Raw genomic sequence first — 23,425 nt, 5'->3', positions numbered from 1 at the left:
TCCCCCGGGACCGGCCTCGAACACGGGGGGAACACGCGACGCACACGGACACGCGGGTGCCCGGCACCCCCTGGGGGACGCCGGGCACCCGCGCGGAGCCGTGGTTCAGGCGCGGCCCGCCGTCTTCTGGGTCTTCCGGGTGACGGAGTCGATGCAGACCGTCGCCAGGAGGACGGCACCCGTGATCATGTACTGGACCGGGGTGGCGATGCCTTCGAGGTTCAGGCCGTACTGGATGGAGACGATCACCATCACGCCGAGGAGGGCGTTCCAGGTGCGGCCCCGGCCACCGAAGAGGCTGGTGCCACCGATGACGGCCGCCGCGATGACGTTCATCAGCAGGTCGCCGGTACCGGCGCTCTGGTTGGCGGACGCGATCTTCGAGGCCCAGAACAGGCCGCCGATGGCCGCGAACGTACCGGCGATGGCGAACACCGAGACGCGGATCGCGGTGACGTTGATACCGGCACGGCGGGAGGCCTCGACGCTGCCACCGAGGGCGAAGATCTTCCGGCCGTACGCCGTGCGGCGCAGCACGAAGTCCGTGATGACCAGGACGGCGATGAAGAGGACGAACGCCAGGGGCAGACCGCGGTCCTGGTTGAACATGAACGCGGCGGCGAAGGCGAAGACCGCCAGGACGACCGTGCGCACGATGATGTCGGCGAGCGGACGGGCCGGGACGCCGGCCGCCTCGCGGCGACGGCTGTCGAAGAAGGCCGACAGGAAGAAGATCACCACGCCGACGGCGGCGAGACCGTAGGCCGCGGCGACATCGGTGAAGTAGTACGTCGTCATCTGGCCGACGACGCCTTCGCTGTCCAGGTTGATGGTGCCCGTGTCACCGAGCAGGTTGAGCATGAAGCCGAGCCAGAACAGCAGGCCGGCCAGGGTGACCGCGAAGGCCGGGGCGCCGATCTTGGCGAAGAAGAAACCGTGGATCGCGCCGATCACCGCACCGCTGACGATGGCGATGAGGATGGCGAGCCATTCGTTCATGCCGTGCGTGATGGTGAGCACCGCTATGAGGGCGCCCGAGACACCACTGACCGAGCCGACCGAGAGGTCGATCTCACCGAGCAGCAGCACGAAGATGATGCCGACGGCCATCATGCCGGTGGCGACCATCGTGACGGAGATGTCGGTGATGTTCTTCGCGGAGAGGAACTCGGAGTTCATGCTCTGGAAGACGATGCAGATGATGACCAGACCGAGGATCACCGGGAGCGAGCCCAGGTCACCGGCACCGATCTTGCGCTTGAACTCACCGAAGTAGCCGCCGAGGCCCTGCTCGCGCACGAGCAGCCGGGGGTCGACCGCGGTGGCGGCGCCTGCGGCGGCCTCCTGGTTGACGACCGGCTTCTCCGCCGCGGCGGTGGAGGTCTTGTCCGTGGTCACTTCGAAACCTCCGCGGTGCGCGCCGCACGACGGGTCACGGCGTTGTCCGTGGCACCCGTGATGGCAGAGATGATCTCTTCGTGCGAGGTGGTCTTCACGTCGAAGACGCCGTTGTTGTGGCCGAGACGCAGCACGGCGACCTTGTCGGCCACCGCCTTGACGTCGGCCATGTTGTGGCTGATGAGGATGACCGCGAGACCGCGCTCGCGCAGCCTCTCGACCAGGTCGAGGACCTGGGCGGTCTGCTCGACGCCGAGGGCGGCCGTCGGCTCGTCGAGGATGACCAGCTTCGGCTCACCGAGCATCGAACGCGCGATGGCCACCGTCTGGCGCTGACCGCCGGAGAGCGAGGCGATCGGGATGCGGACGCTGGGGATGCGGATGGAGAGGGTGGAGAGCAGCTCGCGGGAGCGGCGCTCCATCTCCACCTCGTCGAGGATGCCGAAGCGGCGCAGCTCCCGGCCGAGGTAGAGGTTGCCCACGACATCGAGGTTGTCGCACAGCGCGAGGTCCTGGTAGACCGTCGCGATGCCCAGACCCTGGGAGTCCTGGGGGCGGTTGATGTGGACCGGCTTGCCCTGCCACTCGATGACGCCGTCATCGATGGGGTGGACACCGGCAATGGTCTTGACCAGCGTTGATTTACCGGCTCCGTTGTCGCCGACCAGGGCGACAACCTCTCCGGCGTGGACCTCGAGGTCGACTTCGGTGAGTACCTGTACGGCACCGAATCGCTTGGAGATCCCTCGCAACGCCAACACGGGCGTAGCGGACACGTGAACCATCTCCTTCGCCGCCTGACCGGCGGGGATGCCGCGCCTGGGGGGAGGCGCGGTGGTTGAGCAGAAGAGAAAGCGAGGAAGCGTTTCCGTCCGGCGCCCCGCCCGTTAGCGGGGCTGATGAAGGGGCGGGGCACCGGACAGGCTTCGGGCGGGCGGGCCGCTGCGCGGCGGGCCCTGGGCCGGCTGCTCCGCCGGTGCGGGGCCGGTCCCTGCCAGGGCCCCGCCGGCCGCGTGGAGGCGGCGGCGGGGTCCGGCGGGTGGGACTACTTCAGGCCGATCGCGTCGCAGGCGGCCTTGTACTGGGTGGTGCAGATCTGGGCGGCGGTGTAGACGCCGTCCTCGATGACCGTGTCCTTGATGTTGTCCTTGGTCAGCGAGACGACCGGGACGAGGTAGGTCGGGACACCCTTGGTGGTGGGGCTGTCCACCGTGGAGGTGGCGACCGACGCGGCGATCTTCTCGCCCTTGGCCAGCGAGACGGCCATGGTGGCGGCGGCCTCACCCTCCGGGGCGTACGGCTTGTAGACGCTCATGAACTGCTCACCGGCGACGATGCGCTGAACACCCGAGAGCTCGGCGTCCTGACCGGTGACCGGCGGGAGGGTCTTCAGGCCGGAGGCCTTGAGGGCGGTGATGATACCGCCGGCCATGCCGTCGTTGGCGGAGTAGACGCCGACGATCTTGTCCTTGCCGAGAGCCGTGATCGCCGCCTCCATGTTGGCGTTGGCGTTCTCCGGCTTCCACTCCTTGGTGTCGTACTCCTTGCCGACGGTCACCTTGCCGTCCAGGACGGACTTGGCGCCCTTCTTGAAGAGTGCGGCGTTCGGGTCGGTGATCGCGCCGTTCATCATCACGATCTTGCCCTTGGAGGCGTTGTCCCCGAGCGCCTCCAGCAGGGCCTTGCCCTGGACCCGGCCGACCTCTTCGTTGTCGAACGAGGTGTAGGCGTCGATGGGGCCCTCGGCGAGGCGGTCGAAGGCGACGACGGGGATGCCCGCGTCCTTGGCCTTCTTCACGCTGTTGGCGATCGAGGCGGAGTCGACCGCGTCGATGATCAGGGCGTCGACCTTGTTGGTGATCATGGTCTCGACCTGCTGCGCCTGCAGCGTGGCGTCCTGCTTGGCGTTGCTGTAGACGACCTTCGCCTTGCCGCCGGTGAGCTCGCTGATCTTCTTCTCGATGATCGGCTTGTCGAACTGCTCGTAACGAGCGGTGGCGTTCTCCGGAAGGAGCAGACCTATCTTGAGGTCGTCGCCCTTCTTCGCCGACGAACCACTGTCGGCCTTGTCACCGGACTCCTTGGCGCTCCCACAAGCGGCAAGCGAGACCGCCATGGCGGTGGCGGCAACGGCGACAGCGGCACGACGCATACGCGTGTTCATAACTCGAACCTCCCTGACGAGGCCGCGACGTTGCGGCCGAGGTGGACGGAAGTCAACTCGGCCGCAAGGGCGGCGTCAAGGAGTAAATACTTAACGAGATGACAACGGTGCCATTCGTTATCTAAGTGAAGGCAGGAGTGCCCGGCGAGAGAGTGGCCTCCAACAGGGTCGAATCGCCCATCTCGCTCAGCACGAGGGCCAGCGCGCCGAGCACCTCGGCCCGGCCGCCGAGCGCCCCGGGAAGCACCGAGAGCTGTCGCGCCGCGCTCGGGATGGAGTAGCGCGCGACGGAGTCGCGGATGGGCCCGAGGACCAACTCCCCTGCCTCCGCGAGCGATCCGCCGAGTACGACCCGGCTGGGGTTGAGGAGGTTGCACAGGTTCGCCACGCCGCTGCCGATGTGCCGGCCGACGTCGGCGATCACCCGGCGGCACCCCGGGTCGCCCTCGCGGGCCAGCTGCACGACCCGGTCCATGGTCAGGTCCGCCCCGTGGCTGGGCCGCAGGAGCGGCAGGACGTACCGGGCGGCGGCGAAGGTCTCCAGGCATCCGCGGTTGCCGCAGCGGCAGACGGGACCGGCCTCGTCGAGGGTGATGTGGCCGATCTCCCCGGCGGTCCCCCCGGGGCCGCGGTAGATCGTCCCGTTGATCACCAGGCCGGCCCCCACCCCGCTGGCGACCTTGATGTACGCGAGGTCCCGGACTCCGCGCCCGCTCCCCCAGACCAGCTCCCCCAGGGCCCCCAGATTGGCGTCGTTGTCGACGTAGACGGGCACACCGAGGCGGGCGGCGAGCTCCGCGCTGGGATTGATGCCCGTCCATCCCGGCAGGATCGACGTGGAGCCGAGGGTGCCCGACTCGACGTCGATCGGGCCGGGCACTCCTAGCCCCACCCCGATGATCTTGTCCTGCCCGATCCCGGTGGTCCTGACCAGCCGGTTGACCAGGGCTTCCGCCCGCCCGAACCCCTCCGCGGAGGAGGCGTCCACGTCCATCGGTTCGGACTCCTCGGCGAGGACCTGGTGGGCCAGGTTGCCGATCGCCACCCGGAGGTGCGTATGGCCGAAGTCCACCCCGATCACGACACCCGCGTCACCGCTGAGCGAGACGCTCCTGGCCCTGCGGCCCCCCGCCGAGGTGGGGGTCACCTCGACGGTGCCGCCGTCCTTCAGCTCGCGCACGATGTTGGAGACGGTGGCCGCGGAGAGGCCGGTGCTCCTGGCGATTTCCGCCTGGGTGAGTGACCCCGCCATGCGCACGGCACGTACGACCCGCTCGAGATTGGCCCGATGCAGAGATGTCTGCGACCCCGGAGTCTCCATCGACTCACTCACTCCTGCCGTTTTCTCTAACATGTGAACCAATAGCTGACCGTTCCAGGGTGTGCCCCGTCAAGACCTTGAGCGTGCGGAGCCCGTATGAGCGCGGCACCTCCCCACATGAGGCCCGCCGAATTCGGGGGAACACGGACGAAACCGCCCAACGGCCGGAGGCGGTAGGGCGGTTCCGTGGTGAAGCCGGGATGAAGCGGAGGTGCTACTTGAGCGCTCCGGCGGTGAGGCCGGCCACCACCTGGCGCTGGAAGACGATGTACGCGGCGAGGACGGGCAGCATGGCGATGACGAGTCCGGCGAAGAGCCCGGAGTAGTCCCCCTTGTACCCCTGGCTGGTGGAGAGCTCCACCAGACCCTGCGCGAGCACCCGCTTGTCCGGGTCGGTGTTCAGCACCGTGGGCAGCATGTACTGGTTCCACTGCCCGAGGAAGTTGAAGATCCCGACGCTGATCAGCCCCGGCCTCGCCATCGGCAGCATCACCTGGAAGAAGGTCCGGGTGTGCGAGGCGCCGTCGATCAGCGCCGCCTCCGCGACCGAGGTCGGCAGGGTGCGGAAGAACGAGGTCAGGAAGAACACGGTGAACGGCAGCGAGTACGCGATGTACACGAGGATCAGGCCGTGGATCGTGTTCAGCAGTCCCATGTTGTCCATGACGTAGAACAGCGGGACCAGGGCCAGCATGACCGGGAAGCTCATGCCGCCGACGAACAGGTAGTAGATGAACCGGTTGCCGGGGAAGTCGAACCGGGCCAGTACGTACGCGGCCATCGAACCCAGCACCAGCGTGCCGATGAGCGATCCCCCGACCACCAGAACGGTGTTGAGGAAGTACTCGCTCATGTGCGCCTGGTTCCAGGCCCGTCCCCAGGCGTCGAAGCTCAGGGAGTCGGGCAGCGCCCACGGGGAGTTGAAGATGGCCTTGTCCGACTTGAAGGCGGACATCACGGCCCAGAACAGCGGCAGGATCACCAGGATCGCCCAGATGACGAGCACACCGTGCGAGAACACGTTGAGGACGTGTCCCTCGCCGCGCTTCGCCCGGGACGTGCCCGCGGAGCCGTCCCCGGTGCTCCGCTGACCGGGGACTCGGGCCTCCTCGCGGAGGGCGGGCGGGGTGTCAGTGGTCTTCATCAGTACTCCAGCCGCTCGCGCCGGCCCAGCTTCATGACGACGGCGGCGAACGCCAGGGTCACGAGGAGCAGGGCGACGCCGATCGTGGTCGCGTATCCGGCCTGTCCGTCGCGGAACGCCGCCTGGTAGACGTACAGCGGCAGGACGGTGGTCGAGTAGTCGGGTCCGCCGGGCCCGACGCTCATGATGTTCACCACCGCGAAGCCCTCGGCGCCCAGCGCGAGGATCCCCATGTAGACCCAGCCGGACTGCACGGTGTCCCAGAGCAGCGGGAGCGTGATCCGGAAGAACGTGGTGAACCTGCTCGCCCCGTCCAGCAGGGCCGCCTCGTAGAAGTCCTTCGGGATGGACGCCATGCCCGCCGAGAAGAGGACCACGAAGAACCCGGTCGTGCACCAGACGAGGACCGCCATGATGCACCAGAGCGCGAGCTTCGGATCGCCGAGCCAGTTCGGCAGGTGATCGAATCCGAACGCTTTCAGCGAGCCGTTGATCATGCCCTGGGCGGGATCGAAGGCGAACTGGAAGAGGATCGCCACGATCGCGATGGAGAGGACCTGCGGGAAGAAGTAGGCGATCTTGTAAAAACCCGATCCGCGCACGCCCGAGATGACCGCGCCCTTTCGGCGCCGGCCGCCCACATTGAGCATGAAGGCGAAGAAGAGGGCGAGCCCCAGCGTCACCAGCGGCAGCAGGATCGCCAGCAGCACACTGTGCTCCAGCGATTTCCAGAAGACGTCGTCCTTGAACATCTTGGTGTAGTTGTCGAAGCCGACCATCTCGAAGTCGGGGCTCAGCCCCGTCCAGTCCGTGAACGAGTAGTAGATGGACTGGATGAAGGGCCAGACGACGAAGATGACGTACAACGCCATCGGGGCGATCAAAAACCCGACTATGAACCGGTATTTACCGTGCTGCATCGTTACCGACTCCGACCTTCCTGCCGTGCCGCCGCTGGTGACGCGTTGATCACTGGTGCTTGAAGTGCTTGATGGACTGGTCCTTGGCCGCCGCGTCCGCGTAGCCCTGGATCTTCTTGATCGCCTCGGCGGGGGTCGCACGGCCGGCCATCATCTCGCCGAGACCGGAGACGCCGATCTGCTCCTTCTGGAGCTTGACGTACCAGTCCTGCAGGCGCGGGTTGACGACGTTGGTCCCGGCCTTCTCCAGCGCGGCGACACCGGACTTGAGGCCGTCCGACAGCTCGATGCCGTCGGTGCCGCCGTTGTAGGCGGACAGGGACTTGGTGCTGGTGGTGAAGGACTTCGAGGAGGCCTCGCTGAGCATGATGCGCAGCTGCTCCATGCCGCCTTCGGCGTTCTTCGCGTTGGCCGGGACGATGAAGGGCTCACCGCCGGACGCCCAGATGGTGCCGAACGGCATCTTGTCCGAGGCGTCGAGGCTGGAGGGAGCGCCCACGGACAGCTTGAAGTCCTTGGGGATGATGGCGGCTTCCTCGTTCTCCACCCAGGAGCCGTTGGGGATGAAGAGCGCCTTGCCGTTGGCCCACGCGCCCTGCGAGCCCCGGTGGTCGAGACCCGGGGTGCCCTCCAGGACGTAGCCCTTCTTGTAGAGCTCGTAGTACGCCTCGAACGCGGCCTTGACGGCGGGGTGTTCCCACGCCTTCGGCTCCAGGTTGTCGATCGCGTCGAGCACCTCCGAACCGCCGATCTTGGCGATGAAGGGGTAGAGCGAGAACGGCAGGTAGTAGGGGTACTTACCGGCGTAGGTCCAGCCGGCGATGCCCTTCTTCTTCGCCTTCGCGCAGAGCGCGAGCATGTCGTCCCAGTTCTCCGGGTACGTCGCGTCGAGCTTGTCCAGGGCGGTCTGCGAGTACCAGACGCCGTACACCGTGTAGGCGTAGTACATGATCCAGACCGGGTCGCCGTCGAACTGGCCCATCTCGACGATTCCCGGGCGCAGGGTGTCGCGCACCGTCTTGCTCGGGTCGTCGATGGACGGGGCGTCGAGCAGCGGAGTCAGGTCCGCGAGCTGCTTCTTGCCGACCAGGACGCCCATGTCCATCTGCTGGGCACCGGAGTTGTCGATCAGGTCCGGCGGGGTGCCGCCGTTGAAGCGCGGCTGGAGAACCGACTGGATCTTCTGCGTCTTGGAGAACGTGACCTTGGCCTTGGGGTACGTCTTCGCGTAGACCGCCTTGGCGTCCTCGGCGTACTTGGTGCCGAACCCGCCGTCGAAGATGACCAGTTCGAGCGGTGCGCTCTCGTTGACGGCCAGCGGGTTCTCCGCCGACTTGGTGCCCTTCTCGACCTTCTCGTCGGAGCCGCTGTCGCCGCTGGCACAGGACGCCAGGAAGCTCATCGTGGGAACGGTGATCACGCCGAGAGCGGCGGACCGCTTGATCAGATCGCGACGGCCGAGACCCTCATTGTTGTGGGCGGAGGTCGATCCCATGCTCAAGTCCTCACCTTCATCAGGACTCAGGCGGTGTACCGGTCACCCGTCGAGATCTCGCCTCAGGCGAAGGGTCCCGCCACCGCGCGGTCGGTTGCGCTTGGGTCATGCAGAGAGACGTACCGGATTGCCTGGCTCGGCCTGGCGTGTCGGAAGAACGTACAGCGAAGCGGCTCAAGACATGCCTCGTACCGCTCTCCCGCACCCCTCCGAGTGCGCAACCGTGTGAAACGGCTGTGCAGACGCCGACAGGTATAGTCCACTTGCGGGCGGCGGAGCAAGATCGAATGCAGGTTTGCCCGGGAGTCTTTCCCGAGTTGAGACCTCGCGGATACGTCGGCACCGTGCGCCCCGAGCCCGGCGGCAGCATTTCCGGTATTTCGACGATTCGCCCGGCACCCCTCTCGTAACCGCCCGGAAACACGGGATCACCCGGCCGTCGCACGGGTCCGCGCGGGGTGCCCGGAGTGCCCGTTTCCGGCGAAATCCCCCACCGCCCGGGTCACAACAAATGGCGTCAAACACCGATCCGGGCAGGGAAAACGCGCGATATGCGCCGGGGCGCGAGGAATTCGATCCGGGCGAATCGGTCGAGTCCATGTCGTACACCCGCAGCGATGGGGCGGCTGCGTTCAATTCCCGAACGTACAAGAAACGAAGGCAACAGGCCCGCAGGGGCGGGCGCGGAACGGCCCGCGTCGGGCCGTGCGATACGCACTGCGGCCTCCCCGCGGTACGCCTCGCGGAAAGCGGAACGGCCGGCACCGTGTCTTCCGGTGCCGGCCGTCGTGCTCAGGTGCTGACCGGCACCGTGTCCTCCGGTGCCGGCCGTCGTGCTCAGGTGTTCCTCGGGGTGCGGTGTACGCGACCCCCCGCCACCACGCAGGCGGCGCGCGGGCCGGCTCAGCGCTCCCGGCGGACCTCGCGGACGAGGCTCTCGGGCAGGGCCAGGTTCCAGGCGGTGATCACGGGCTGCCCGTGCTCGGTGCCCAGCCGGGAGATCGCCCCGGTGGCCAGCTGGAAGAGGTTGCCGCCGGCGGGGGGCAGGTCCAGATAGCGGGCGGTGAGCACGCGCAGGAAGTGGGAGTGGGCGACGAGCACGATGTCCTCGTCGCTCGCGAGGCCCTCGGCCGTCGCGCGTACCCCGGCGAGCACCTTGTCGGCCCGCTCGCCGATCTGGGCCGGGCTCTCACCGGGGTGCGCGGTGGGGCCGGCCTCGACCCCGTCGGTCCAGAGGTTCCAGAGGGGGCGGGTGCGGTGGATGTCGACGGTGGTGATGCCCTCGTAGCCGCCGTAGTCCCATTCGCGCAGCTCGGGGATGATGCGGGGCGAGGTGAGCCCGGCCAGTTCGGCGGTGCGGCGGGCCCGGACCGAGGGGCTGACGAGGCTGAGCCCGATGTGGCGGTCCGCGAGGAGCGGGGCGAGCGCGCGGGCCTGGGTCTCGCCGAACTCGGTGAGCGGCAGATCGGTGTAGCTGGTGTGCCGGCCGTTCCGGGACCATTCGGTCTCGCCGTGCCGGATCAGGATCAACTCGCCCATGGTGCGTCCGTTCTTCGTGCGTGTCGCTGCGATCATGCAAACCCGCCGGACCACGATCGCATTCCGTAGGGACCGCCGCCCTCGCGACGCGCCCTCGCGCGACGGGCCCGCGCGCGACGGGCCCGCGCGCGCACGACCTGCCGGCCGACGGGTGTCCCGCGTCCGCGACGGGCTCCTCGCCCGCGCGCACCGCCCCCGGTGACGCGCGGGCGGGAGGGCGCGTCACCGGGGGCGGTGGCCGTACAGGGGGGGCGTACCCGGGTCCGGCGGTGGCCGTATCCGGGTCGCACCCGGGTCGTGTACGAATCCGGGTCGTATACGAATCAGCCGCGGACCACCCGCAGGCCGTCCTCGCCGACGAGCTCGACGGTGTAGGGGCGGGCCGTGTCCGAGGTCACACGGACCGTGTCCGCCTCGCGGACCACCTGGAAGGTCGCCGCGGGGGCGCCGGTGAGGTCGGGCACGGTGACCGTGCGGGTGAAGTCACCGGTGCCGGCGGGGGCGTACACGCGCAGTTCGAGCCCGTCCAGCCAGTCGCCGTCCGGGCGCGAGACGTCCGCGCCGAGCGGCAGGACCGCGCCGGGCCTGACCAGCAGCGGGAGGCTGTCGAAGCCGTGGACCTCCTGGCGCCAGGCCGGGCCGGTGACGGTCTCGCCGGAGAGCAGGTGGGTCCAGGTGCCCTCGGGGACGTAGTACTCGACCTGCCCGTCCTCGGTGAAGACCGGGGCCACCAGCACGTCCCCGCCGAGCAGGTACTGCCGGTCCACCGTGCGGGTCGCCGGGTCGTCCGGGAACTCCAGCAGCATCGGGCGCATCACCGGGACGCCGGTGCGGTGGGCCTCCACGGCGGCTCCGTACAGGTACGGCATCAGCCGGTGCTTCAGCTCGGTGAACTGCCGGGCCACGTCCACCGCCTCGTCGCCGAACTCCCACGGCACGCGGTAGGACGAGGAGCCGTGCAGCCGGCTGTGCGAGGAGAGGAGGCCGAAGGCGAGCCAGCGCTTGAAGACGGCCGGGTCGGGGGTGCCTTCGAAGCCGCCGATGTCGTGGCTCCAGAAGCCGAAGCCGGAGAGGCTCAGCGAGAGCCCGCCGCGCAGCGACTCGGCCATCGCGCCGAAGGAGGACCAGCAGTCGCCGCCCCAGTGGACGGGGAACTGCTGGCCGCCGGCGGTCGCCGAGCGGGCGAAGAGGACGGCCTCGCCCTGGCCGCGCTCCTTCTCCAGGAGCTCGAAGACGGCCTTGTTGTAGAGGTGCGTGTAGTAGTTGTGCATCCGCTCGGGGTCGGAGCCGTCGTGCCAGACGACGTCCGTGGGGATGCGCTCGCCGAAGTCCGTCTTGAAGCCGTCGACGCCCTGGTCGAGCAGCACCTTCAGCTTGCTCTGGAACCAGGCGGTCGCCTCGGGGTTGGTGAAGTCGACCAGCGCCATGCCGGCCTGCCACAGGTCCCACTGCCAGACGTCGCCGTCGGCGGTGCGGACGAAGTAGCCCTTCTCGGCCCCTTCCGCGTACAGGGCGCTCTTCTGCGCGATGTACGGGTTGATCCAGAGGCAGATCCGCAGGCCCCGCGCCTTGAGGCGGGCGAGCATGCCCACCGGGTCCGGGAACACCTCCGGGTCCCATTCGAAGTCCGACCACTGGTACTCGCGCATCCAGAAGCAGTCGAAGTGGAAGACGGAGAGCGGGATGCCCCGGTCCGCCATGCCCTCCACGAAGGAGGTGACGGTCTTCTCGTCGTACGAGGTGGTGAACGAGGTCGTCAGCCAGAGGCCGAAGGACCAGGCCGGCGGCAGCGCGGGGCGGCCGGTGAGCGCGGTGTAGCGGGCGAGGACGTCCTTGGGCGTCGGGCCGGCGATGACGAAGTACTCCAGCGTCTGGTCCTCGACGCTGAACTGCACCTGCCCCACGGCCTCGGAGCCGACCTCGAAGGAGACCTTGCCGGGGTGGTTGACGAAGACGCCGTAGCCGCGCGAGGAGAGGTAGAACGGGATGTTCTTGTAGGCCTGCTCGCTGCTGGTGCCGCCGTCCGCCTGCCAGATGTCGACGACCTGGCCGTTCTTCACGTACGGGGTGAAGCGCTCACCCAGACCGTGGATGGTCTCGCCGACGCCGAGGCCGAGCTGCACGGCCATGTGGTGGCCGCCGTCCGGCACGGTGGCGAAGGCGGTGCCCTTGCGGCCGGCGGCGGTCAGCAGGCGGCCCTCGCCGTCCAGGAAGTCCAGGCCGAAGGCGCCCGAGTCGGAGAGGCGCAGGGTGAGCGGGCCGCTGGTGAGCTCGGCGGCGCCGTTCTCCCGGCGGGTGGTGGCGGTCGCCTCCCCGGTGGCGCCGGGCAGGCCGAACTCCGGGCCGGGGTTGCGCTTTCCGGCGAGGTGGGTGACCCGCACGCCGATGACGCCCTCGGCGGGCGAGTACGCCTCGACCGTGATGAGCGGGGCGTTGAGCGTGTCACCGCGCCGCTCGACGCGCTTGACCGCGGCGAAGGCGGTGAGCCGGTCGGTGTCCAGGCGCAGATCGCGGATTTCGGTGGCGTACGAGGCGACCACACCGTCCCGCATCTGCCAGAAGCCGTCGGTGAACTTCATGGGGGGTCCTTAGCCGTTCTGCAGTGGTTCGGAGGATCGGGAGTCCGCGGGTTCGGGAACCCGGAGGCCCGGGAACCCGGAGATCCGGTCCGGGCGGTCGGCCCGGGGTTCGGTCTGCCGGGTCGGTCCGGGTTGGCCTTCCGGAGGTACGGGGACGCGGGGACACTCACGGCCCGGCCGGGGAGCCGGCGCACGCCCCGGCCCGCCGGGGGCCGCGCGCACGGCGCCCCTGTGGCGGGCCGCGCACGGCCGCCGACCTGCCACGTCGCGCGTCCCTCCGGACGGCATGGCGCACCTCGTTCCCGGGAGTCTCATTTGATCGTACACAAAACAAATGCGCCGCGATTGCTGTGGATCGACCCTGAATATCGACACTCGGGCCGATGTGGGCCGTCACGCGACGGGAAAGTTGCCCAGGAGTGACCGTTGTGTCACAGAAGAGGTCTGGTGCGACATCAACTTCAGATGTATTAGTACTTCTAGTGAACAAATAGACCGGCGGCCGAGGGGCCGTCCGGCCCGTCGACCACGAGGCAGACATGTCGGACCGCTTCATCACCGCTTCCGCTTCCGCGGACCGGCTCCACTGATCCAACGGCCGGGGTGACCCCGCGTGCGTTCGCGCGGGATCGCCCTCCGCCGGGTACGGAACCAGCCGGACCCGTACCCGGAGTACACACACCCTCCCGGAGACACCGTTGCCTCCCGGAGCCCGGCCCACTCCCCACGCAAGGGCACCCTCGTGACAGCACACATAACGGCCGGACCGCGCCAGCGGCGCCGCCGTCTCGACCGGCGGGTCATCGTCCCGCTCACCGTTGTCTCCGCGCTCGTCGGCGCCGTCGCCCTCTCCGGCTGCGGCCAGCAGCGGGACGAGAGCGTGTTCACCGTCCTGAACTCCTCGACGGACGACTCGTACCACGGCTGGGACGCCGCGACCCTGAAGCGCTGCAGCAAGCAGCTGGGCGTCACCATCGAGCAGCAGTCCGTACCGGCCGCGCAGGTCATGACGAAGTCGCTGCGGATGGCCTCCTCGAAGTCGCTGCCCGACATCATCCAGTTCGACGGCTCCGAGATGCCGACGTTCGCCGAGACCGGCGGGCTGCTCGACCTGAAGAAGCTGGGCGTCTCCACCGCGGACATCCCGCAGGGCATCCTCGACTACGGCTCGTACAAGGGCACGTACTACGGGGCGGCGCGCACGGTGAACACCCTCGCGCTCTTCTACAACAAGGACATCCTCGACAAGGCCGGACTGCCGGTGCCCACCACCTGGGCCGAGATGCAGGCCACCGCCAAGCAGCTCACCAAGAAGGGGAGCTACGGCATCGCGCTCAGCGCGGGCGGCGCGGAGGACGGGGTCTACCAGTTCACGCCGTTCATGTGGTCCAACGGCGGCGACGAGACCGACCTCGACTCGCCGAAGGTGGTCGAGGCGCTGGATTACTGGAAGGGCCTCATCAAGGACGGCTCCCTCTCCAAGTCCACCGTCAACTGGACCCAGGCCGACGTCAACGACCAGTTCATGGCGGGCAACGCGGCCATGATGATCAACGGTCCGTGGCAGGTCGAGACGCTCAACACCAAGAAGAACCTGCACTGGGGCATCGCGCAGATCCCGGTCCCGAAGGCCGGCGAAGACTCGGTGGGTCCGCTGGGCGGCGGGATGCTGACCATCCCGGACGTCGGCGACACCGCGCGGGAGAAGACCTCCGCGAAGATCGTCAACTGCATGACCAGCGAGCAGGAGGAGGTCACCTACGCGCTGAACAGCTGGATGATCCCGGCCAACGAGAAGGCCGCCGCCGTGTGGCGGAAGAAGGTGCCGTCGCTCAGTTCGCTCGCCGACCAGGTGGCCACCGCCCGCTCGCGCACCGCGCAGCTCGGCTCCGGCTGGACCTCCGTGTCCCTGGCCCTGCAGAGCGCCTTCCAGTCGGCCCTCACCGGCCAGTCCAGTGAGTCGGCCCTCCACCACGCCCAGCAGCGTGTCGAGAGCGGGAACTGAGGTATCTGAACATGTCGTCCACCGCTGCTTCTGCACCTGCTGCCGCGTCCGGGGCGTCCGCCCCCGTGGCGGTCCCCGCGGCCAAGAGCCCGAAGCCGGGCTCGCTCAAGCGCCGCCGCACGCTGGCCCAGTGGGGGTTCATCGCCCCCGCCGTGATCTTCATGCTGCTGTTCTTCGGCTACCCGCTCGTCCGCAACGTCGTGATGAGCTTCCAGCACTACACGCCGTCCACCTTCTTCACGGGTGAGGCGCCCTTCAACGGGCTCGACAACTGGAAGAACGTCTTCCAGGACGACCTGTTCGGCAAGGCCCTGTGGCAGACCATCCTCTTCACGATCGGCTCGCTGATCGGGCAGTTCTGCATCGGCCTCGCCCTCGCGGTGTTCTTCAACCGCCGCTTCCCCCTCAACGGGGTGCTGCGGTCGCTGATCCTGCTGCCCTGGCTGGTCCCGATGGTCGTGTCCGGTGTCGTCTGGCGCCGCATCCTCGACCAGGACACCGGCGTGCTCAACTCCTTCCTGGGCCTGTTCGGTGCCGGTGACACCCCCTGGCTGAGCAGCACCGGCATGGCGCTGATCTCGGTCATCATGGTGAACATCTGGATCGGCATCCCGTTCAACATGGTGATCCTCTACGGCGGCCTCCAGGAGGTCCCGAAGGAGATGTACGAGGCGGCCTCGCTCGACGGCGCCTCCGCCTGGCGCCAGTTCCGCTCCATCACCCTGCCGCTGCTGAAGCCGGTCATCACCGTGGTGCTGGTGCTGGGCTTCATGTCGACCGTCAAGATCCTGGACCTGGTCCTCGCCCTGACCGACGGCGGTCCCGCCGACTCCACCCAGACCCTGGGCACCCTGACGTACCAGAACTCCTTCGCCCAGCTGGACTTCGGCGCGGGCGCGGTGGTCGGCAACATCCTGATCCTGATCTCCGCCGTCTTCGCGGTGTTCTACCTGCGGGCCAACCGCAACGAGGGGAAGTGAACGGCATGGCGACCACCACTCCCGCCGTTTCGGCCCGCACTCCGGGCAGCCCGGCCGAGAACCGGCCGAAGCGCCGCTGGGGCGCGACGATCATCGGCATCGTCATCCTCTGCGTGATGCTCTTCCCGCTCTACTGGATGGTCAACACGGCGCTCCAGCCGGAGTCCGGTCTGCTGGAGGTCTCCCCGGTCCCGCACAGCCTGGACTTCTCGGGCTTCAGCTCCGCGTTCAAGGAGCAGGGCAGCCACCTGCTGACCTCGCTCGGCGTCGCGCTCGGCGCCGTGGTCATCTGCCTGGCGTTCTCGGCGCCGGCCGCCTACGGGCTCGCCCAGTTCAAGCTGCGCGGTACGAAGACCGTCGTGTTCGGCACCCTGATCACGCAGATGGTCCCCGGCATCGTCATCGCCAACGCCCTGTACAGCGCCTACGTGGACCTGGGGCTGGTCAACTCGTACGCCGGTCTGATGCTCGCCGACGCCTCGCTGGGCATCCCGTTCGCGATCGTGCTGATGCGCTCGTTCATGGTGGCGATCCCCCGCGAGGTCATCGAGGCCGCCGAGGTCGACGGCGCGGGCAAGTTCCGCACCTTTGTCCAGGTTGTTCTGCCGATGAGCCGCAACTCCCTGATCACCGCTGGGCTGTTCTCGTTCCTGTATGCCTGGAGCGATTTCATGTTTGCCCTCACACTGAACACCACGGACGACGTGAAGCCGATCACCCTCGGCATCTACCAGTACATCGGTGCGCACGTCGGAGACTGGGGCTCGGTCATGTCCGCGGCGGTGCTGTCGGCGATCCCGGCGGCCGTGCTGCTCGTCCTGTCCCAGAAGTACATCGCCGCCGGGATCACCGGCGGCTCGGTCAAGTAAGGGCTTTTCATGAGTGAGTTCCCTGTCTTCCCTCCGGGATTCGTGTTCGGTGCGGCCACCGCGTCGTACCAGATCGAAGGCGCGGTGGCCGAGGACGGCCGCGGCCCCTCGATCTGGGACACCTACAGCCACACACCGGGACGTACGGACGGCGGCGACACGGGTGACGTGGCCTGCGACCACTACCACCGCTACCCCGAGGACGTGGCGCTCCTGCGCGACCTGGGCGTGGACTCGTACCGTTTCTCCATAGCCTGGCCCCGCATCCAGCCGACCGGCAGCGGCCCGGCCAACGCCAAGGGCCTGGACTTCTACTCGCGCCTGGTCGACAACCTGCTCGAAGCGGGCATCGAGCCGGCCGCCACCCTCTACCACTGGGACCTTCCGCAGGCCCTGGAGGACAAGGGCGGCTGGCGGGTCCGCGAGACCGCCGAGCGCTTCGGCGAGTTCACCTCGATCGTGGCCGAGCACCTGGCCGACCGGGTGCCGCGCTGGATCACCCTCAACGAGCCCTGGTGCAGTGCCTTCCTCGGCTACTCCGTCGGCCGGCACGCCCCGGGCGCCAAGGAGGGCACCGGCGCGCTGGCCGCCGCACACCACCTGCTGGTCGGCCACGGCCTGGCCATGAAGGCGCTGCGCGCGGCGGGCGTACGCGACGCGGGCATCACCCTCAACCTGGACCGCAACCTCCCGGCGGCCGACACCGACGCGGACCGCGGTGCGGTGCTCCGCGCGGACACCCAGCACAACCTGGTGTGGACCGAGCCGATCCTCGCCGGCCGCTACCCGGCGAGCGACGAGGAGACCTGGGGCGAGCTCATCACCAACCAGGACTTCCGCCTCGACGGCGACCTGGAGCTGATCTCCCAGCCGCTGGACTTCCTGGGCATCAACTACTACCGCCCGATCGTCGTCGCCGACGCCCCGTACCGCGAGGCCGACCCGGCGCTGCGGGTGGCGACCGACAACCGGCTCCGCGAGACGGAGTACCCGGACGTCCGCCGCACCGCGATGGGCTGGCCGGTCGTGCCGGAGACCTTCACCGATCTGCTGACGGATCTGAAGAAGACCTACGGCGACGCCCTGCCGCCCATCCACATCACGGAGAACGGCTCGGCCGAGTACGACACCGTCGACGCGGACGGCGCCGTGCACGACACGGACCGTGTCGAGTACCTGCGCGACCACCTGACGGCCCTCAAGGCCGCGATGGACGCCGGGGTGGAGGTCCAGGGCTACTACGTCTGGTCGCTGCTGGACAACTTCGAGTGGGCCCTCGGGTACGCGAAGCGGTTCGGGATCATCCGGGTCGACTACGACACCCAGGAGCGCACCCCGAAGGACAGCTACCGCTGGTACCAGGAGCTGATCAAGGCGCACCGGAAGTAACCGGCACGGCTCCGGGTCCTGACCCTCCAAGCCGTCAGGTGCGGGGCCGTACGGCGTGTTCACCACACGCCGTACGGCCCCGCTTCCGTGTGCGACGGGCAGTTCGGCGGCGGGAGTTCAGGGGCGGACCAGCTCCAGCGCCCGCTTCAGGTTGTACTCGGCGATGCCCGCCATGAAGGCCCGGTCGGGGAAGTCCCCGTCGAGCAGGCGCAGCGGGCCCGCGGTCAGCGAGAGCCGCTGGGCGAGCAGGTACAGCGCGAGCCGGTCCTCGTCCAGCCCGTCCGCCTCCAGCGGCTCGTAGGCCTCGTGCAGGCGGATGCGCAGGAACACGTGCTCCCACTCGACGTCGAAGTACATCACCCCCTCGATGTCGATCACCACGGGGTTGCCGTCCGCGTCCACCCGCACGTGGTCGGGGCCCAGTTCGCCGTGGACGACCGCGTACTGTGCGCGCGGCCGCACCGCCGCCGCCAGGCCGAGCAGCCGCTCCTCCAGCCGGTCGCGGGTGTCGGCGATCCGGGGGTCACGCGAGGCGGCCTCGGTGAGGTCGCGCAGCGCCCGGCCGAGGACGACCTCCTCGCACGAGGAACCGCGCGACGTTCCTCCGCCGTCGACCACGGCCACCTTGCCGTACGCCGGTGCCCGGTGGCCCCGCATCGCCTTCAGGGACTCCGCGAGCCGGGCCATGACCGGAGCGGCCGCGTGCCGGTCGCGCGCCAGCAGCTCTTCCAGGCTCTCTCCCCGGAGGTCCTCCACGATCGCGAGGCCGCCGTCGCCGTGGGCGCCGTCGCGGTCGAGGAGGCGGAGCGCCGGTACGCGGACCCCGAGGGCGTCCAGACGCGCGTGCGCGGCCCGGAACAGATCGATCCCGAGGCCGGGCGAGAACGGGTCGGTGAGGTCGTCGTCGCCCTCGGCGGCGGGCCAGTAGTTCTCCGCCTCGTCCCACAGGTAGGCGACCGCCGTCGTCGCGTCGTCCATCACCAGGCGGTACACGCCCTTCTTGCTGCCGCCCGTGACCCGCTCGACCGCCTCCAGCCTCCGCCCTCCGCCCAGTGCGTCCCGCGCCGCGCCCGCCAGCCGCTCCCGTATCGACCGCTCCCGCGCCACTGCCCCGGGTTCCACGTTCCGACCGCCTCTCTCCGCCGCGTCGACAGGCGCGGCAACCGGCGCGCACACTACGGGAGATCGACAGGGACGCGGAAGGGGCCGCACCCCCGCCGGACTCTCGTCCGGGGTGGTGCGACCCCTCCGTCGGCTTCACACGGCGCGCGGTGTGCGCCGCTCGGGCCTACTTGCGGATCAGGCTGCGGAGCACGTACTGCAGGATGCCGCCGTTGCGGTAGTAGTCCGCCTCGCCGGGCGTGTCGATGCGGACGACGCCGTCGAACTCGACACCGGTGTCGGTGGTGACCTTGACGGTGCGCGGGGTGGTGCCGTCGTTCAGCACGGTCACGCCGGTGAAGGAGAAGGTCTCCTCGCCGGTGAGGCCGAGGGTCTCGGCGGTGTGACCCTCCGGGAACTGGAGCGGGAGGACGCCCATGCCGATGAGGTTCGAGCGGTGGATGCGCTCGTACGACTCGGCGATGACGGCCTTGACGCCCAGCAGCGCGGTGCCCTTGGCGGCCCAGTCGCGGGACGAGCCGGAGCCGTACTCCTTGCCCGCCAGGATGACCAGCGGGGTGCCGGCGGCCTGGTAGTTCTGGGAGGCGTCGTAGATGAACGACACCGGGCCGTCGACCTGGGTGAAGTCGCGGGTGAAGCCGCCCTCGGTGCCCGGCGCGATCTGGTTGCGCAGGCGGATGTTGGCGAACGTGCCGCGGATCATGACCTCGTGGTTACCACGGCGCGAGCCGTAGGAGTTGAAGTCACGACGCTCGATGCCGTGCTCCGTGAGGTACTTGCCGGCCGGGGTGTCGGCCTTGATCGCACCGGCCGGGGAGATGTGGTCGGTGGTGACCGAGTCGCCGAGCTTGGCGAGCACCCGGGCGCCGGTGATGTCCTCGACCGGGGTCGTCTCCATCGTCATGCCCTCGAAGTACGGGGGCTTCCGGACGTAGGTGGACTCGGAGTCCCACTCGAAGGTGTTGCCGGTCGGGATCGGCAGCGCCTGCCACTGGGCGTCGCCCGCGAAGACGTCCTGGTAGGACTTGTTGAACATGTCCTCGCCGATGGAGTTGGCGACGACGTCGTTCACCTCGGCCTCGGACGGCCAGATGTCCGCCAGGAAGACCGGCTTGCCTTCCTGGTCGACACCGAGGGCGTCCTTGGTGATGTCGACCTTCATCGAGCCGGCGATGGCGTACGCGACGACCAGCGGCGGGGACGCCAGGTAGTTCATCTTGACGTCGGGGTTGATCCGGCCCTCGAAGTTGCGGTTGCCGGAGAGCACCGAGGTGACCGCCAGGTCGTGCTCGTTGACCGCCTTGGAGACCTCTTCCGGCAGCGGGCCGGAGTTGCCGATGCAGGTGGTGCAGCCGTAGCCGACGAGGTTGAAGCCGACCTTGTCGAGGTACGGGGTCAGGCCCGCCTTGTCGAAGTAGTCGGTGACGACCTTCGAGCCCGGGGCGAGGGTGGTCTTGACCCACGGCTTGCGGGTCAGGCCCTTCTCGACCGCCTTCTTCGCCACGAGCGCCGCGGCGACCATGACGTACGGGTTCGAGGTGTTGGTGCAGGAGGTGATCGCGGCGACGGTGACGGCGCCGTGGTCGATCTCGTACGTGGTGCCGTCGGGGGCCGTGACCGTGGTCGGGTTCGACGGGACGCCGTTGGCGGCGGCCGGGGAGTCGGAGGCCGGGAAGGACTCCTTGCCCGACTCCTCGTCGTCCGAGACGTAGTTGCGCACGTCCTGGGCGAACTGCGCCTTGGCGTCGGCGAGGACGATGCGGTCCTGCGGGCGCTTCGGGCCGGCGATGGAGGGGACGACCGTGGAGAGGTCGAGCTCCAGCTTCTCGGAGAAGTCCGGCTCGGCGGCCGGGTCCAGCCAGAGGCCCTGCTCCTTGGCGTACGCCTCGACGAGCGCGACCTGCTGGGCGTCGCGGCCGGTCAGACGCAGGTAGTTCAGGGTCTCGTCGTCGATCGGGAAGATCGCGGCGGTGGAACCGAACTCCGGCGACATGTTGCCGATGGTGGCGCGGTTGGCCAGCGAGGTGGCGGCGACGCCCTCACCGTAGAACTCGACGAACTTGCCGACGACGCCGTGCTTGCGCAGCATCTCGGTGATCGTGAGCACGAGGTCGGTGGCGGTGGTGCCGGCCGGCAGCTCGCCGGTCAGCTTGAAGCCGACGACGCGCGGGATGAGCATGGAGACCGGCTGGCCGAGCATCGCGGCCTCGGCCTCGATGCCGCCGACGCCCCAGCCCAGCACGCCGAGGCCGTTGACCATCGTGGTGTGCGAGTCGGTGCCGACGAGGGTGTCGGGGTACGCCTGGCCGCCGCGGACCATGACCGTACGGGCCAGGTGCTCGATGTTGACCTGGTGCACGATGCCGGTGCCCGGGGGGACGACCTTGAACTCGTCGAAGGCGGTCTGGCCCCAGCGCAGGAACTGGTAGCGCTCCTTGTTGCGGCCGTACTCCAGCTCGACGTTCTGGGAGAACGCGTCGCTGGTGCCGAACTTGTCGGCGATGACGGAGTGGTCGATGACCAGCTCGGCCGGGGCCAGCGGGTTGATCTTCGCCGGGTCGCCGCCGAGCTCCTTCACGGCCTCACGCATGGTGGCGAGGTCCACGACGCAGGGAACGCCGGTGAAGTCCTGCATGATCACGCGGGCCGGCGTGAACTGGATCTCCTGGCTCGGCTGGGCCTGGGAGTCCCAGCCGCCCAGCGCCCGGATGTGGTCGGCGGTGATGTTCGCGCCGTCCTCGGTGCGGAGGAGGTTCTCCAGCAGCACCTTCAGGCTGTACGGGAGGCGAGCGGAGCCCTCCACCTTGTCCAGCCGGAAGATCTCGTACGACTCGTCGCCCACGCGCAGCGTGCTGCGGGCGTCGAAGCTGTTCGCCGACACGACAGTCTCCTTCATCAATGTGCGCGTACTACCGCGCCGCGCCTCACTCACGGCGGGCGCCGTGTGGTGCCGCCTACGACCTCTCGCCGATCCGCTAAGGTAAGGATTAGTTAGGTAACCCTTACCGCGCGGCGGCTGCGGTGCGCCTCGGCAGATATCTCGATGTCGAGATAACTCTAGTACATCGCCGTCGAACGGTCATGCCCGGGCGCCCGTGACCTGCCGCAGCAAAATCCGAGTGTGCTCGTCGAACGTTGATCGATGCCGCCATCAGGCGGACACGGTCAAGGCCAGCGAGGCGACGGCGAGAGCAAAGAAGAAACCGGGAAACGCGAGGTTGTGGAACACGCGGGCGCGCAGATGGAAGGCGAGCGCGCCCAGGTAGAGCAGGACGAGACCGCAGGCCGCAGCGGCACCCAGGGGGCGCAGTGCCGCGTCGGGGAGGCCGAGGAGGAGGCCGGCCGCACCCGCCAGCTTGAGGGCGGCCAGCCGGGGCAGCCAGTGTCGGGGCACACCCACCTGTGCCGAGTTGGCCAGCACGAAGCGCGCCCCGGCGAGGTCGGCTGCGGCGATTCCGACGTTGGCAGCGGCGGTGAACAGGGTGACGACGAGAAACGCGAGCTCGGTACCGGTCATGCCTTCAGGGTCCGCATGGGCTTCGGTGCCGTCCAATACCTGCTTCTATAACCTGGTGGCATGGACGTGGACACGCGCCTGCTCAGGTACTTCGCCGCAGTGGCGGAGGAGGGCAGCCTGACCGGGGCAGCGCAGAAGCTGTTCGTCTCCCAGCCCGCGCTGACGAAACAGATCCGGCGCCTGGAGGACGATCTCGGGGTACCGCTCTTCGCACGTTCACGGTCCGGGATGGCGCTGACCGAGGCCGGTCGAGAACTCGCCGCGCGGGTGCCCGCACTGCTGAAGGGCTGGGACGAGGCGATCGAGGCAACCGGCCGGGCGCGGGCGCTGCGCCTGGGTTTCCTGGACGCGGGCGCCCTGGGCGCCGTCCACGAGGTCATCGCCGAGTTCCGGCAGGCGCATCAGGAGTGGCGGGTGGAACTGCGTCAGTCCGACTGGTCGGACGCGAGTGCCGGCCTGGCCCGGGGCGAAGTGGACGCGGCAGTGGTGCGGTTGCCCTTTCCGGGGCAGGAGCGGCTGCACGTGCGGGAGTTGTTCGTCGAGGAACGTGGGGTGCTGCTGTCGACTCGGCATCCGCTGGCGAACCGCGGGACGGTGGAGTTCCGGGAGCTGTGGGACGAGCCGTTCGTCGCGGCCGGAGCCGAGACCGGGGCCTGGAGGGAGTACTGGCTGGCAACGGAGGAGCGGGAAGGCCACCCGGTCCGGGTCGGTGCCGTCACGAGCCGGCCCGACGAGTGGCTCGGAGCGGTGGCTGCCGGCTGCGTGGCGTTGGCCCCAGCGTCGACGGCCCGTTTCTACTCCCATCCGGACGTGGTGTTCCGTCCGGTCCGCGGGGTCTCTCCGAGCCGGGTAGGGCTGGCACGGCCCAGCGGCCGGACACGCGAGGCGGCGCTGGACGAGTTGCTGGAGGCCGTCGCGCGACGCTTGAGCCCGAGCTGACGGCAGGGCCGGCGAACCGGCGCCCGCTGCCCGGCTGGTCAATC

General features: G+C 68.9%; 17 protein-coding genes. 5 read left to right on the top strand and 12 right to left on the bottom strand.

Translation table 11 applies throughout. The annotated features are described in order from the left end of the window. Positions 1 to 105 precede the first annotated feature (105 nt). From OG599_RS27860 to yicI, 9 genes are all read right to left on the bottom strand, one after another. The gene (locus OG599_RS27860; RefSeq protein ID WP_327178712.1) at positions 106 to 1,398 is read right to left on the bottom strand and encodes a sugar ABC transporter permease; all 1,293 of its coding nucleotides are present in this window, start codon (positions 1,396 to 1,398) and stop codon (positions 106 to 108) included. Then, entirely contained in the window at positions 1,395 to 2,183 is a 789-nt protein-coding gene (locus OG599_RS27855; protein ID WP_327178711.1) for an ATP-binding cassette domain-containing protein, read from the bottom strand. Before OG599_RS27855 ends, OG599_RS27860 begins: the two co-directional genes overlap by 4 nt. Before the next feature lie 260 nt (positions 2,184 to 2,443). Next, complete coding sequence (locus OG599_RS27850; RefSeq protein ID WP_327178710.1) at positions 2,444 to 3,562, bottom strand: sugar ABC transporter substrate-binding protein; 1,119 nt, start codon at positions 3,560 to 3,562, stop codon at positions 2,444 to 2,446. A gap of 121 nt (positions 3,563 to 3,683) precedes the next feature. Next, positions 3,684 to 4,883, bottom strand: a complete 1,200-nt coding sequence (locus OG599_RS27845; protein WP_327178709.1) for an ROK family transcriptional regulator — start codon at positions 4,881 to 4,883, stop codon at positions 3,684 to 3,686. A gap of 214 nt (positions 4,884 to 5,097) precedes the next feature. Next, complete coding sequence (locus OG599_RS27840) at positions 5,098 to 6,027, bottom strand: carbohydrate ABC transporter permease (protein WP_327178708.1); 930 nt, start codon at positions 6,025 to 6,027, stop codon at positions 5,098 to 5,100. Next, on the bottom strand, positions 6,027 to 6,947 hold the full coding sequence (locus OG599_RS27835; protein WP_327178707.1) for a carbohydrate ABC transporter permease: 921 nt from the start codon (positions 6,945 to 6,947) through the stop codon (positions 6,027 to 6,029). The genes OG599_RS27840 and OG599_RS27835 overlap by 1 nt, the downstream gene beginning before the upstream one ends. Before the next feature lie 49 nt (positions 6,948 to 6,996). Then, a complete protein-coding gene (ngcE, locus tag OG599_RS27830; protein WP_327178706.1) occupies positions 6,997 to 8,442 on the bottom strand; it encodes an N-acetylglucosamine/diacetylchitobiose ABC transporter substrate-binding protein in 1,446 nt (481 codons plus the stop codon). A gap of 903 nt (positions 8,443 to 9,345) precedes the next feature. Beyond that, positions 9,346 to 9,981, bottom strand: coding sequence for a histidine phosphatase family protein (locus tag OG599_RS27825; RefSeq protein WP_327180211.1), 636 nt, complete (start codon positions 9,979 to 9,981; stop codon positions 9,346 to 9,348). A 323-nt stretch (positions 9,982 to 10,304) separates the two neighbouring features. Continuing rightward, complete coding sequence (yicI, locus tag OG599_RS27820; RefSeq protein ID WP_327178705.1) at positions 10,305 to 12,560, bottom strand: alpha-xylosidase; 2,256 nt, start codon at positions 12,558 to 12,560, stop codon at positions 10,305 to 10,307. 742 nt (positions 12,561 to 13,302) lie between these two features. On the opposite strand from yicI, the gene OG599_RS27815 reads away from it, so the two are divergent. Genes OG599_RS27815 through OG599_RS27800 form a run of 4 tightly spaced genes read left to right on the top strand, consistent with a single transcriptional unit; the run spans position 13,303 to position 17,803 of the window. Beyond that, on the top strand, positions 13,303 to 14,565 hold the full coding sequence (locus tag OG599_RS27815) for a sugar ABC transporter substrate-binding protein (RefSeq protein WP_327178704.1): 1,263 nt from the start codon (positions 13,303 to 13,305) through the stop codon (positions 14,563 to 14,565). 11 nt (positions 14,566 to 14,576) lie between these two features. Next, complete coding sequence (locus OG599_RS27810) at positions 14,577 to 15,545, top strand: carbohydrate ABC transporter permease (RefSeq protein WP_327178703.1); 969 nt, start codon at positions 14,577 to 14,579, stop codon at positions 15,543 to 15,545. Between the two features lie 5 nt (positions 15,546 to 15,550). Next, entirely contained in the window at positions 15,551 to 16,414 is an 864-nt protein-coding gene (locus OG599_RS27805; RefSeq protein WP_327178702.1) for a carbohydrate ABC transporter permease, read from the top strand. 9 nt (positions 16,415 to 16,423) lie between these two features. Continuing rightward, a complete protein-coding gene (locus OG599_RS27800; RefSeq protein ID WP_327178701.1) occupies positions 16,424 to 17,803 on the top strand; it encodes a GH1 family beta-glucosidase in 1,380 nt (459 codons plus the stop codon). 117 nt (positions 17,804 to 17,920) lie between these two features. On the opposite strand, the gene OG599_RS27795 is transcribed toward OG599_RS27800, so the two are convergent. The 3 genes from OG599_RS27795 to OG599_RS27785 form a co-directional block, all read right to left on the bottom strand. Then, positions 17,921 to 18,925, bottom strand: a complete 1,005-nt coding sequence (locus OG599_RS27795) for a phosphotransferase family protein (protein WP_442809565.1) — start codon at positions 18,923 to 18,925, stop codon at positions 17,921 to 17,923. A gap of 166 nt (positions 18,926 to 19,091) precedes the next feature. Next, complete coding sequence (gene acnA / locus OG599_RS27790) at positions 19,092 to 21,806, bottom strand: aconitate hydratase AcnA (RefSeq protein WP_327178700.1); 2,715 nt, start codon at positions 21,804 to 21,806, stop codon at positions 19,092 to 19,094. A gap of 270 nt (positions 21,807 to 22,076) precedes the next feature. Further along, positions 22,077 to 22,442, bottom strand: a complete 366-nt coding sequence (locus OG599_RS27785) for a DoxX family protein (protein ID WP_327178699.1) — start codon at positions 22,440 to 22,442, stop codon at positions 22,077 to 22,079. Between the two features lie 60 nt (positions 22,443 to 22,502). Here OG599_RS27785 and OG599_RS27780 point away from each other — a divergent pair, with 60 nt between their 5' ends. Continuing rightward, positions 22,503 to 23,381 (top strand): LysR family transcriptional regulator, encoded by an 879-nt coding sequence (locus OG599_RS27780; RefSeq protein ID WP_327178698.1) that lies wholly within the window; start codon positions 22,503 to 22,505, stop codon positions 23,379 to 23,381. Positions 23,382 to 23,425: the final 44 nt, after the last annotated feature.

This window comes from Streptomyces sp. NBC_01335 (assembly GCF_035953295.1).
In the GTDB taxonomy this organism is placed as follows: Bacteria; Actinomycetota; Actinomycetes; order Streptomycetales; family Streptomycetaceae; genus Streptomyces.
Note: the sequence above shows the minus strand (reverse complement) of the source record. Positions and strands in the feature narration are given on the sequence as shown.